Genomic DNA, 12,959 nt, shown 5'->3' with positions numbered 1-12,959 from the left:
TACGCACTTAAAATTAATAATATGGCTAATTTCCGACAAGGATTGAAAAAGATGAAAGACAAGGAATCTATTCAGACTAATAGCAGCCGCCGTAATTTTCTGAAAGGCGCAACAGGAGCTGTTGTTGCTGGTGTGAGTGCTTCCGCTTTCTCGGGCGCAGTTCAAGCACGAGAACAGAAAATTGATTGGAGCAGCCGCGGGCTAGGTAGAAAACACGATAAGCGCTTTTGGCGTAAAGTGCAACGACAGTTCGTTTTGGATAAACGTACGACTTACATGAACATTGGCACAACGGGTTCTATGCCAAGACAAGTTCTTCAAGATTACGAGCATAACAACAAGTTGGTGGCTAAGTATCCTTGGGATATGAAGGGCAAATTTGGCTCTTGGCCTTATGTCTCTGAGATGGTTCAAGAAGTAGCGTCTGGCTTTGGTGCTAACCCAGAAGAAATCATTCTCAGCCGCAATACTACTGATGGTCTATGTTCGATCATTAACGGCTTACACTTTGAACCAGGTGATGTGATTTTAACGACGCACCATGAGCATATGGCTGCAACATCACCGATGAACGTCGCAAAACATCGTTTTGGCGTCGATGTTGTTGAAATTCAACTACCGGTATTTACCGGTACTGAAGACGTTTCTGAACAAGATTACATCCAAGCTTTCCGCGACGCGCTTGATGCGCATCAAAACGTTCGCCTCATCATGTTCTCTCATATCACCTATAAAACGGGAACGGCGTTACCAGCCAAAGCCATTTGTGCTTTAGCGAAAGAATATGGTGTGCCTACGCTTGTAGATGGAGCGCATACTGTCGGTATGTTTGACCTCGATTTCCATGATATGGATTGTGATTTCTATGCAGGTTCTGGTCACAAATGGCAGTGTGGTCCTGGCGCAACCGGTATTTTGTACGTACGTGATAACGCCAATCGCTTGAATGAGTATTGGAGTGATCGTGAAAACCCGTTGTGGTTGATCAACTCTTCACTTTCTCATGCGGATTACTTAGGCAAGCAGTTACAGATGCAGTACATCGGGAACGACAACTATCCTGCTAAACAAGCGTTAGTTGATAGCTGTAAACTGTGGGATGAGATTGGTCGTGATCGCATTGAAGAACGTGTTCTAAGTCTTGGTAGTTTGTGTAAAACCTTACTTCAAGAGTACTTGCCACAAGCCCAAATGTACTCACCAAACGTGGAAGGTTTAACGAGTGGCTTAACCACAGTTAACCCATTCTCTGATGTGACGAATGAAGACATATTGACTGAATTCAGAGATCGTCTGCGTGAAGAATATGGCTACATCATTCGAACAACCAGCTTTAAGCTGCATAAAGATGATGACTTTGATACTTACGCACTCCGTATCTCCACGCACTTGTTCCATGACGAGCAGGATGTTGAAGGGCTCGTGGTGGCGATGACGAATTTGTATTACTCGTCGTTCTAACATCGTTGTTTATCACTCAAGCGCCCATGATTGGGCGCTTTGTGAAAGGTAAGGATATTATTATGTCAGTCAAAACATTCAAAAGAACTTTAGCGGCGATGGCGCTTATGGCGGCCTCTGTTATGTCCTCTTCCGCTTGGTCAGACGACTTACAACAGATCCGTGATCGCGGAGTGTTGCGCCATATTGGTGTGCCGTACGCTAACTTCGTTTCTTATATTGAACAAGGTGAAGTGGAAACCTTGACTGGCTTAGATGTAGAGATAGTAAAAGGCTTTGCCAAGTCGTTGGGCGTTAAGTACCAATATGTTCCAGCTCAGTGGAGCGATATGGTCGGTAAGCTGACGGGCCAAGATGTTCAATACCATAATAAGCAAGCCGTCGTGGGAGAAAGTGTTCCAATCGAGGGGGACTTGATCGCAAATGGCGTTACCATTCTTGACTGGCGTTCTGAAGTTTTAGACTTTTCACAAGATTACTTCCCGTCAGGCGTTTGGTTAGTTTCCAGAACAGATTCCACGCTGAGTCCGATTAAACCCAGTGGGTCGGTTGATGAAGATGTAAAAACCGTCAAGCAGCTTATTCATGGTCGCGAAGTGTTGGCGTTGGAGCACTCTTGCTTGGACCCTAACCTTTATGACTTATATGACACAGGCGCAAAAGTCATACTGCCTGATGGGGCTCGTCTTCTGAATGAGATGGTGCCAGCGATAATGAAAAATGATGCGGAAAGCACATTACTAGACGTCGCCGATACGTTAATTGCATTAGAAAAATGGCCAGGTGAAATAAAAGTCATTGGTCCAGTATCCGAAAATCAGAAAATGGCTGTTGCATTCCGGAAAAACTCGCCGGAATTACGCAAAGCATTTGATCGTTATTTAGATTCAATAAAGAAAGATGGAACCTACGAAAAATTAGTAAAAAAATACTATCCATCTATTTACTACTTTTATAACGATTACTTCATAGAAGATAGTAAGAAAACCCGATGAAAAAGGCCGTTAAAAAAATATCCAGTAAAAAATTTATTGCAATAAGCGCAATATTAGTCTCTATTTATTTAGCTATGCTTATTGTTGTGACAAGTTTGGGGCAAAATAAATTAAAAGAATCCCAACATAGGGAACTCGGTTTAAAAGTAAAAAGCTACGCAAGCACACTCGATAATTTATTTACCATTGCCAGTGAGGATGTTGATAATTTATCTACAGATAAAACAGTACAAACCTTCTTTGCTAATTTAGCCTCTGGCATGTCAATGGAGTACGGATTAGGAGCGAGTTTAATTAACTTGAAGCGTCGTTTCGATGAAAAGATAGATGGTAAGTTAATTAATAGCAGCCAAATCTATAAAAAGCTCACACTGGTAGGAAGTGATGGCACAACGATTGTCACGACGGGCTCTGAAGACAACATAGAGCATAAGATGGATATCCAAACCTTAATGACTCAACATGGGCATCCCGAAGAGGTTTGTGCAACTCGATATAACGACGACGTGCGTATTCAAGTCATTAAGCAAGTTAAGTTCTCTGGAAAGCCAGTTGCCTTTCTAATTGCAGATCTCAATAAAAACATTGTTATTGATCAGCTCACTAATCAAGAGCACGAAGACAGTTATAGCCGGATGGTGCTCAAAATAAAAGACGTTGAGATGGTCGTATGGGATACAATAAATAAAACGTCTTCTCATAATAAAGATGAGAATTATTTAATATCTGAAGCCGTTGATGGAAAGATATATTTTGAAGTGCCTGTTGAAAAACATCACTTCAAACTTATGGCTTGGTTTGAGCCTTTGAGTGAGCGAGATATTTTCACATCACGGATCTTCATTCTCGGTTTGAGTATTCTTGCTGTTATGGTTGTTATTGCGCTGTGTTATGCGTTCATTACAAACAATAATAGAATTGAATTGAAAATTAAACTTGAAGAAGAGAAAAAGCGAAAAGACATTCTTTCTCAACAGAACCAAAAACTAACTAACGAAATTGAACGCCGAAAAGCGTCTGAAAAAGAACTCGCCTTCCAAGCTAAATACGATACGTTGACTAACTTGCCTAATCGCAGCTACGGTTCTGAGAGACTAGCTTTGGAGTTGATTAGAGCGTCACGTAGTGGTTCAAAAGTATTGGTCATGTTTATTGACTTAGACCACTTTAAGCAGATTAACGATTCAATGGGTCACTTTGTTGGCGACGAGATCCTTAAACTTAGTGCTCAACGACTGCATCAAGTCGCGAGAAAAACAGACTTATTGGCGAGAATTGGTGGGGATGAGTTTTTATTAGTGATTCCTGACTTGCCTGATAATGACACCGCGAAGCGCGTTGCTTCAAGCGTGCTTTCGGCGTTTAACGATCCATTTGTATGGAACAACCATGAATTCTTCTTGAGTAGCAGCGTCGGAATGTCTGTATTTCCGGATGATGGAGATAATGCCGAGCAGCTCCTCGCCTGTGCTGACATGGCGATGTATCGCGTGAAGCAAGATGGACGCGATGCCTTCTGCTTTTATAACCACAATATGAACCAAGACTTGCAACGCTATTTGGATTTGGAAAACCGACTAAGAAATGCCATCTCCAGCCAATTACTAGAGTTGTATTATCAACCTATTATTGAGCTGAGCAGTAATAAAATTGTTGGCGCAGAAGCGTTAATGCGTTGGAATGATGAGAAGTACGGATTCGTAAATCCTGAAGAGTTTATCTCTATTGCTGAGAAAAATGGCTTGATTCATCAAATTGGTGAATTCGCTATCCAGCAAGCGTGCCGCCAAGCGGCGCAATGGCAAAGTCTGACGCCGCTGTTTGTTTCTGTGAATTTCTCCAGTGTTCAATTTAGGTATTGTGATCGCTTACTTGCGTTTATTAAGAAGAGCCTTGAGGAATCTGGTCTTCCATCAGATAAGTTCGATATTGAGGTGACAGAGAGCCTTCTCTTTAACCACGACTCAGAGCTATTAGACATGCTCAATAACTTAAGAGCGTTAGGCACTAAGCTTACCATCGATGACTTTGGTACTGGCTATTCTGCGTTGAGTTACTTACAGAAATTCCCGTTCGATCGCCTTAAGATTGATCGCAGCTTTATGCAAAATATGTTCGAAAACGACTCCGATCGTGAGCTCGTCAACGTGATCATTGCAATGGCGAAAGCGCTGAACCTTAAGATTGTTGCTGAAGGCATTGAAGAACAGCGTCATGTCGATTATCTAAAAGGCTTAAACTGTGAGTTCGGGCAAGGTTTCCACTATAGCCGCCCGTTACCAGCCAAAGACTTTGAAGCACTACTTAAACAACCAACTGGGCGATAACTCCTTTTATTACAATAATATAGGAAAGCATTAATTGAATTCGTGCTTTGAATTCATTAATGCTTTTCCACCTTAAGGGATAATCCTTCTTCCTTCCTTGAATTACACTACAATTAATTGATGAGTGATAGCCCGTGATGCCCGTCACATAAAGGCTCAACCTAATTCTAAACGAGTAAATACTCGCCAAAATAACCAGGAAGGAATTTCAAATGTCTTCTGCATTCTACCAACAGATTCAGCAGCAAATTGAAGAAGTGAAGGCTGAAGGTCTTTACAAATCAGAGCGCGTAATCACGTCTCAGCAGCAAGCGGCTGTTAAAATCTCTACCGGTGAAGAAGTATTAAACTTCTGTGCAAACAACTACCTTGGTCTTGCTAACCATCCTGCGCTAATTGAAGCGGGTAAAGCGGGTATGGACGAACACGGTTTTGGTATGGCTTCAGTACGCTTCATCTGTGGTACTCAAGACATCCACAAAGAGCTTGAGCAGAAGCTTTCTAAGTTCCTAGGTAAAGAAGACACGATTCTTTACACATCATGTTTCGACGCAAACGCGGGCCTATTTGAAACGATTCTAGGTAAAGAAGACGCAATCATCTCTGACGCACTAAACCATGCGTCAATCATCGACGGTGTTCGTCTATGTAAAGCAATGCGTTTCCGCTACTCGAACAACAACATGGAAGAGCTAGAGCAACAACTGATTGCTGCGAAAGAAGCAGGCGCACGCCACATTCTTATCGTTACTGACGGTGTGTTCTCAATGGATGGCGTAGTGGCGAACCTTCCGGCTATTTGTGACCTAGCTGAAAAATACGGCGCACTGACCATGGTTGATGACTCTCACGCGGTTGGCTTCATGGGTAAAACGGGTGCAGGTACGCACGAATACCACAACGTGGTTGACCGTATCGACATTATTACAGGTACGCTAGGTAAAGCAATGGGTGGCGCTTCAGGCGGTTACACGTCTGGTAAAGCGGAAGTGATCGACTGGTTACGTCAGCGTTCTCGTCCATACCTATTCTCTAACTCTGTTGCACCAGCAATCGTAAGCGCTTCTATCCGAGTTCTAGATCTACTAGAAGAGAGCGGTGACCTACGTGACCGTCTATGGGAAAACGCAGCACACTTCCGCGCACGTATGGAAGCTGCTGGTTTCACAATGGGCGGCGCTGACCATGCGATCATTCCAATCATGCTAGGTGATGCGAAAGTGGCAGCAGAATTTGCTGAACGAGCACTAGAGAAAGGCATCTACGTAATCGGCTTCTCATTCCCTGTGGTACCAAAAGGCCAAGCGCGTATCCGTACTCAAATGTCAGCAGCGCATTCTCGTGAGCAGCTAGATCGTGCAATTGATGCGTTCATCGAAGTTGGTAAGGACATGGGTCTTATTTAAGACTCTAGGTCCTAGATAATAGGGCCTTTAATTAAGGTTACATTATGAAAATTAAAGCATTATCAAAGCTAAAGCCTGAAGAAGGCATCTGGATGACTGAGGTTGATAAACCTGAAGTTGGCCATAATGACATTCTGATCAAAATTAAGAAAACCGCTATCTGTGGTACGGACGTACACATCTACAACTGGGACGAATGGTCACAAAAGACAATTCCAGTGCCTATGGTTGTCGGTCACGAATACGTGGGTGAAGTGGTTGCGATTGGTCAGGAAGTTCGTGGCTTTGAAATCGGTGACCGCGTATCTGGTGAAGGTCACATCACTTGTGGTCACTGCCGTAACTGTCGTGGCGGTCGTACTCACTTGTGTCGCAACACGATCGGTGTGGGTGTAAACCGTGAAGGCGCATTTGCAGAATACCTAGTGATTCCTGCATTTAACGCGTTTAAGATCCCTGACGAGATTTCTGACGATCTAGCATCGATCTTCGACCCGTTCGGTAACGCGGTACACACTGCGCTTTCTTTCGATCTAGTCGGTGAAGACGTGCTCATCACTGGTGCTGGCCCAATCGGCATCATGGCCGCCGCAGTTGCGAAACACGTCGGCGCTCGTCATGTGGTTATCACAGACGTAAACGAGTACCGTTTAGAGCTAGCTCGTAAAATGGGTGTAACACGCGCAGTAAATGTTGCTGAAGAGAAGCTTGAAGATGTAATGGCTGAACTAGGCATGACAGAAGGCTTTGACGTAGGCCTAGAAATGTCTGGTAACCCAGCGGCATTCAACTCAATGCTAACCACAATGAACCACGGTGGCCGTATTGCATTACTCGGTATTCCACCATCAGATATGGGCATTGATTGGAACCAAGTGATCTTCAAAGGCCTAGTTATCAAAGGCATCTATGGTCGTGAAATGTTCGAAACATGGTACAAGATGGCTTCACTGATTCAATCTGGTCTGGATCTATCACCAATTATTACGCACCACTACAAGATTGATGACTTCCAAGAAGGCTTCGATGTCATGCGTTCAGGCATGTCTGGCAAAGTTATCCTTGATTGGGAATAATCTGCTCAAATAAGAAAGCGCTCCGAAAGGGGCGTTTTTTTTCGTTTTTTAAACGCTTAGATTTTTTATTATTTAGCTCACACCCTATCTCTTTTCGTTTCTAAAAGCTGTCTAATTCAGAAAAAACTGCCTTCTTCGTGTTTCAACGTATGCAGAATACACTAAAGGCCTTTTACTTTGTGTGGTTAATTGGTGGTTTTATATTCCAACCTAAAAGAATATCTCGGTGTAAAGCACTGCTTTTCTTTTGACAACTACAATGAACTGACTTCTTTTTATCTTTTTAATCTTGATATGCACTTTGTTTTATTTGTTGAGCTATAACTAATAATACAATCATCTGTATAGAGTTCACAGAGATAGAAATGGAGCTTCATATGAAAATTTTTTGTTTGATTATTCCCTTGTTATTTACAGTGTTGAGCTTACAAACGAGGGCAGAGACAATTAGCGGTACGATAGACGTTTCGATCAATTTAGTGGAAGGCTGTGTCATTAATGGCAACAATGCGGTGAACGGTTCCAGTAATATTGGTTTTGGCTCATTAAATTTTGGTGACGTTCCGGCCATTTTTACTGAGCAAGAAGCAGTCTTGACTGGGGAAGGTGGTACGGGGATCGAAATACTTTGCAGCAATGGAGTCACGCCTACTTTCTCTTTAGTCAGTGGTGCCAACGATCCCAGTTCGACGACAGGTAATCACGCAATGACCAACGGATCCGAGTTTGTGGATTACACTCTCTTCACTGATTCAGATCGTTCTACCCAGTTTACCTCGAGTAACCCTATAGCACTCTCTACATTTAATGGTGTTGATTCAGAGACCATTAATTTGTACGCCACGGCATACGGTACCAGCAGCGTCGCAGGAAATTATGTTGATACACTAAACGTAACTCTGAGTTGGTAAGTGAACTCTATATTACTCAAAGCATTTTTATTCACCGCCTGTGCCACTTTTTCCTATCCTATTTTTGCAGCGCAGAGTGAAACTTTCCAAGTGTCAGCGACCATTGATACGGGGTGTCTGATCAATGGTGCGCTGACAGAAGAGAGTAACACTCAAATTGGAACAATAGGAGAGTTAAACTTTGGTGAACATTCTGCTATTTATGTTGCGGAAGTAGAAGGCAGCATCACCTACAACGGTGGGCTTACGTTAAGTTGTACCCCTGGCATAGCCATGAATATTAAGATTGACGGTGGTTTGAACGCTTCGCTAGGAGTACGCAAGCTGAAGCACACAGAAAAGTCGAGTACGGTGGATTATTTATTATTTGAAGATGCAGAGCACTCTCAAGTATTAGACATTGATACCCCCTATTCTGTTGGAACTAATGAAGACCCTGACAACATTCAGGTGCCAATTTGGGCAAAGGCGATCTTAAATGGAAATGAAATCGCTGGTATTTATACAGATACTCTTACCTTAACGCTTGAGTGGTAAGCGCTGTTTCGAAGAAATGATAACCTTCGGAGAAATTAAATGGATTTAATAATAAAAAGACTGGTTTTCGTCATTATTTTCTTATCAACGTTAACTTCACAGGCCTATGCTAATTCTCTCCTTATTTGGCCTATTTACCCTAAAATATCTTCTGAATCGAATGCGACATCAATTTGGATGGTTAATCAAGGCACTGAAGATTTTTATTTGCAGGTTCGTATTTTTCAGTGGGGACAGAAGGATGGACAGGATACATATGCGCAGCAACGACAACTGATAGCTACGCCTCCTTTTGTGAAAATTGCACCTGGTGCCAAGCAACTTATTCGTATATTAAATCAAGATGGGGCGCTTTCGAATAAAGAGTACGCATATCGTATTATCATCGATGAACTCCCGCCAGCTAAAGGGCCTCAAGATGAAAATAAAGAAAATGATCTGGCAGTAAAAGTGAGAATGAGATATTCCATACCATTGTTTATGTACGGTAAAGGGATGAAAAGACAATCCCAAGGAACAAATGAAGTTTGGAGCGGACTACAGGCAAAGATTATAAAGAGTAAAGATAAGAGCCTTATTCATATAGAAAACACCAGTAATCACTATGTCAGATTAGTCAACCTAGCAGTGACCGCGCCAAACCAATTGCCTTTTATCGTTTCGAAAGGGTTAGCAGGGTATATATTACCTGAGCAATATAAAACGTGGCCTATTTCTTACTCCAATATGAAAAATATAAAAGTAAAGGCGGATATTGAAGGTAAGCGTTACGTTATTCCACTCGAACAAAATGAATAAGATTTTATATTTATCTTGTTTATTTACCAGTATGACGTCTGGCGTGGGTTGGTGCGATAACGTAGTGACCCATTTATCGCAGTTACCTAGCCCTGAAAACTTTTCTTATGAGAACTTTGAAAATATTCATTTGTCGTTAGAACTAGTCATTAATCAACGACCGACTGGTTTAATCTCGGATGTTGAACGTAAAGGCGAGCGTTACTTCGTGTATAGAGACGATTTACTGTCTGCTGGCGTGGTCGCGGATGTATTACCTGGAACCCAAGAGAAGTTAGACATAACATCAATATCGGGTGTAGAGGTCGATTATTTGCAATCGTCACTGCAATTATCAATCACATTGCCTCCGAATTGGTTGCCGATGCAACGCTTTTCTGCGCAGAACAGGAGGCGTTTTTCCCCTGCTAAATTCGGAACTGGTGGGTTATTTAATTACAGTGTGTTTGGTGTTTATGATCACGAGAGTAGTCAAAAAGAAGTATCTATTAACCACGAATTGAGAGCCTTTTCTGAATTCGGCGTACTTTCTACGACGGGAATATTTAAATCTAACCTTCATCGAGATGTTCAAGCGCAACAAAGTAATAAATATACGCGCTTCGACACGAGGTACGAATATGTTGATCAAAGTCGTCGATTGCGCTTTGAAGTAGGGGATTACATTGTGAGGCCCCTTGCATGGAGTCAACCAGTTCGAATGGCTGGTATTCAACTGTCACATGACTTCTCTATGCGTCCAGATGTGGTTACCGCCCCTTTACCTGCATTTTATGGCGAAGTAACTGCTCCCACGACGTTAGATTTATTTGTAAACGGATTAAAAACCGATTCACTGTTTGTGGGGCCGGGACCGTTTGTTATCAATGATATTCCAATGGTATCGGGAGCTGGTGAAGCCACAGTGATTGCAACGGATGCCCAGGGAAGGCGGACTGCAATGACCAGTCCATTTTTCCTTTCAGCTAACTTGCTGAAGGCTAACTACACCTCTTACAACGCCAGTTTTGGTGCTTTACGCCAAAACTATGGCAACGCTTCAAATGACTATGGCGATGGTGCTGTTGTCGCAGCTGCGAGGCACGGAATGACAAACTGGCTAACGTTGGAGGCACAAACCGAAGCGAAAGATGACTTAATTGTTGCGGGAGTCGGTTTTGTTACCAACCTATTCAATATGGGAACGATTGATGGGGCGGTAAGGTTTAGCAATTATGAGCAGAGAGCGAGTTCCTATTCAGTTGGTTATAGTTATCAATCTCGAATGTTTAGCTTTTCCGCTCGTACCCAAGTTGAGAGCGAGGGATTTTACACGCTTTCCCAAGCACCAGAGAACTTGAGAAGTGACAACACTAACGAGCGAGAGAATTTGTCTCGGCATGTCTCTCAGATAAATGTTGGCGCCCGGCTGAATGAGTGGGGTTCGTTATCAGGGGGATACTTTGATGTTCAGCAAACCGACTCTCGATCGAGAATACTTAATGTAACTTACAGCCGCTCGCTTCCGTTCGATATCAACATGTCATTATCGTTTAATCGAAACATCGGTGGGGAGGCAGTTACGTTAGCACAATTCTCATTACCTTTGAGCGCTTTCTCTGGTAGCGCGGGATTAACCATGAAGCGTGAAAGCGATGGTCATCTTAGTGGCCGTGCTAGTGTTAGTCGACTTGCGCCGATTCGAGGTGGTTGGGGAATCAACTTAGCGCATGATATTAATGAAAAGCCTGACAATAGAAAGCAGGCCGATGTTACTTACCGAGCCTCTTGGGCGGAGTTCCGAGCGGGCTTAAACGGGACGAGTGGTAATTACGATTATTTTGCCGAAATGTCGGGTTCGGTTGCGTCACTCGATGGTGAAATATTCCCTGCAAATAATGTGTATGATAGTTTCGCTGTTGTCAGTACTAGCGGTTTTGAAGGTGTGCCCGTCAAATATGAGAATCAAGTCGTTGGATTAACTGATGATGACGGTTACTTACTTGTGCCGTGGGCAATGGCATATTACACCGCAAAATATGAAATTGATCCGCTTAGATTACCAGCCAATGCTTTTTTCCCAACAACAGAACAATACGCGTCGATACATTCTGGGTACGGCTATTTGCTCGAGTTCCCAATAGCTTTGCAAGTTGCGTTAAGCATGGAGGTTGTTGATGAAAATGACGCCTACTTGCCATTAGGAACTTATGGTCAATCAGATACTGGAGTGGTAGGGCAAATTGGTTGGGATGGAGTGACGTATTTTGAGGGGCGTAATGTAGGTGAGTACATTATCTTTTACCCCGAAGGCTTTCCACCATGTAAAGTATTTATAACGGGACTCTATCAAACACGGAGCGAGAAAATACAGACATTAGGTAAACAAGTCTGCACGAAAGAGCAAAAAGCAGAGGTACAATTATGAGTCGGTATTCTCGTTATCTTTGGTTTTTTCTTCTTTTTATATCGTCCGGTAACATGGCTTGTGAGCTCACTGCGCCGACGCCTTTGATTCAATTTGGAAGCGTTTCCTCGTTTACCGTTTCAACTATTCAGCAACAGAGCTCAGCCCAGCCTCACGCAGGGATAACGTGTGACTTTTCTACACTTGTTTCTTTGTTGAGTGGCGACTATGTGTCTGCAACGTTTAACAGTACTAACGATGGGCGGTTGCTTAATGCGGCGGATATTAGTTCGGAACTTAGCTATCAGATTTTTGGAGATCCAAGCCTTTCGCAAGAGTACATTTTTGGCCAAACTTACAATTTTTTTGAAATTGGGCTGCTCGATTTACTAGGTTTATTTGGCACTCAAGCTGAATTTCCGCTTTATGCCCGGACAGGAGCTGGTAGTAATCTCTCAGCAGGGACTTATCGAGACCATATTACGGTGTCTTGGATTTGGAATTATTGCTCAGGAATTGGAGTTGGAGGCGTATGTCTTGGGCGAGAAACAGGCAATGCACAAAGCTTGATTACGGTAGAGTTGGAAGTCACTCCCGATTGTATGATCACGGCGCCAGATATTAATTTTGGTTCATCACCATTGGTGGCAGGTTTTGACCCTGTCAGTCAGGTTATATCATTAACCTGTACCAAGAACAGTGCTTTTACCATTGGTTTAAACGACGGTGTGAATGCCTCCGGAGGCCAACGACGGATGGCATCTGGCGGTAACTATTTGGAGTATGAAATCTATAAATCCTCATCGACGGAGCGGTGGGGGGATACTGGTTCTGAACGTCGTGAACAGAGCGATGTGGATACGGGTGACACCATTCCCGATGGCATCACTCCGCAGAACTTCAATTATCGCGCAGAGATAATAACAAGCCAAACCACCCCACCTGCTGGCACTTATACCGACTCGATAATCGTTGATGTTCAATTTTGAGCATCATATCAATTGCATAACTAGAGGCATCTATTCCAAAAAACTTTTGTAATCATAGTTTTCACTCTATTCC

Annotated in this window: 10 protein-coding genes; all 10 read left to right on the top strand. The window is 43.0% G+C overall.

Annotated elements, in window-relative coordinates; translation table 11 throughout:
- The first annotated feature begins 51 nt into the window (after positions 1-51).
- The 10 genes from NDJ01_RS03505 (at position 52) to NDJ01_RS03460 (ending at position 12,886) form a co-directional block, all read left to right on the top strand.
- On the top strand, positions 52-1,461 hold the full coding sequence (locus NDJ01_RS03505) for an aminotransferase class V-fold PLP-dependent enzyme (RefSeq protein WP_258586257.1): 1,410 nt from the start codon (positions 52-54) through the stop codon (positions 1,459-1,461).
- A 62-nt stretch (positions 1,462-1,523) separates the two neighbouring features.
- Positions 1,524-2,456: a transporter substrate-binding domain-containing protein gene (locus tag NDJ01_RS03500; RefSeq protein ID WP_005394865.1), complete on the top strand. Its 933-nt coding sequence runs from the start codon at positions 1,524-1,526 to the stop codon at positions 2,454-2,456.
- Entirely contained in the window at positions 2,453-4,783 is a 2,331-nt protein-coding gene (locus NDJ01_RS03495) for a bifunctional diguanylate cyclase/phosphodiesterase (protein WP_258586256.1), read from the top strand. The genes NDJ01_RS03500 and NDJ01_RS03495 overlap by 4 nt, the downstream gene beginning before the upstream one ends.
- A gap of 212 nt (positions 4,784-4,995) precedes the next feature.
- Entirely contained in the window at positions 4,996-6,189 is a 1,194-nt protein-coding gene (locus tag NDJ01_RS03490; protein WP_005394869.1) for a glycine C-acetyltransferase, read from the top strand.
- A gap of 44 nt (positions 6,190-6,233) precedes the next feature.
- A complete protein-coding gene (gene tdh, locus NDJ01_RS03485; RefSeq protein ID WP_005394871.1) occupies positions 6,234-7,265 on the top strand; it encodes an L-threonine 3-dehydrogenase in 1,032 nt (343 codons plus the stop codon).
- Between the two features lie 377 nt (positions 7,266-7,642).
- Positions 7,643-8,176: a spore coat protein U domain-containing protein gene (locus tag NDJ01_RS03480; protein ID WP_233059815.1), complete on the top strand. Its 534-nt coding sequence runs from the start codon at positions 7,643-7,645 to the stop codon at positions 8,174-8,176.
- The gene (locus tag NDJ01_RS03475) at positions 8,177-8,713 is read left to right on the top strand and encodes a spore coat U domain-containing protein (protein ID WP_258586255.1); all 537 of its coding nucleotides are present in this window, start codon (positions 8,177-8,179) and stop codon (positions 8,711-8,713) included.
- Positions 8,714-8,752: 39 nt separating this feature from the next.
- Positions 8,753-9,511: a molecular chaperone gene (locus NDJ01_RS03470; RefSeq protein ID WP_258487969.1), complete on the top strand. Its 759-nt coding sequence runs from the start codon at positions 8,753-8,755 to the stop codon at positions 9,509-9,511.
- Positions 9,504-11,918, top strand: a complete 2,415-nt coding sequence (locus NDJ01_RS03465; protein WP_145472194.1) for a fimbria/pilus outer membrane usher protein — start codon at positions 9,504-9,506, stop codon at positions 11,916-11,918. The genes NDJ01_RS03470 and NDJ01_RS03465 overlap by 8 nt, the downstream gene beginning before the upstream one ends.
- Positions 11,915-12,886, top strand: a complete 972-nt coding sequence (locus NDJ01_RS03460) for a spore coat U domain-containing protein (RefSeq protein WP_186437715.1) — start codon at positions 11,915-11,917, stop codon at positions 12,884-12,886. Before NDJ01_RS03465 ends, NDJ01_RS03460 begins: the two co-directional genes overlap by 4 nt.
- The last annotated feature ends 73 nt before the right edge of the window (positions 12,887-12,959 follow it).

This window comes from Vibrio sp. HS-50-1, from assembly GCF_024747315.1.
Lineage (GTDB): Bacteria > Pseudomonadota > Gammaproteobacteria > Enterobacterales > Vibrionaceae > Vibrio > Vibrio diabolicus.
The sequence above is the reverse complement of the archived record's forward strand: the minus strand, read 5'-3'. Positions and strand labels throughout refer to the sequence as shown.

Excerpts from the sequence above, each read along its gene's own strand:
- NDJ01_RS03495 (WP_258586256.1), top strand. The coding sequence starts at position 2,453 with ATGAAAAAGGCCGTTAAAAAAATATCCAGTAAAAAATTTATTGCAATA.
- NDJ01_RS03470 (WP_258487969.1), top strand. The coding sequence starts at position 8,753 with ATGGATTTAATAATAAAAAGACTGGTTTTCGTCATTATTTTCTTATCA.
- NDJ01_RS03505 (WP_258586257.1), top strand. The coding sequence starts at position 52 with ATGAAAGACAAGGAATCTATTCAGACTAATAGCAGCCGCCGTAATTTT.
- NDJ01_RS03500 (WP_005394865.1), top strand. The coding sequence starts at position 1,524 with ATGTCAGTCAAAACATTCAAAAGAACTTTAGCGGCGATGGCGCTTATG.
- NDJ01_RS03465 (WP_145472194.1), top strand. The coding sequence starts at position 9,504 with ATGAATAAGATTTTATATTTATCTTGTTTATTTACCAGTATGACGTCT.
- tdh (WP_005394871.1), top strand. The coding sequence starts at position 6,234 with ATGAAAATTAAAGCATTATCAAAGCTAAAGCCTGAAGAAGGCATCTGG.
- NDJ01_RS03460 (WP_186437715.1), top strand. The coding sequence starts at position 11,915 with ATGAGTCGGTATTCTCGTTATCTTTGGTTTTTTCTTCTTTTTATATCG.
- NDJ01_RS03480 (WP_233059815.1), top strand. The coding sequence starts at position 7,643 with ATGAAAATTTTTTGTTTGATTATTCCCTTGTTATTTACAGTGTTGAGC.
- NDJ01_RS03490 (WP_005394869.1), top strand. The coding sequence starts at position 4,996 with ATGTCTTCTGCATTCTACCAACAGATTCAGCAGCAAATTGAAGAAGTG.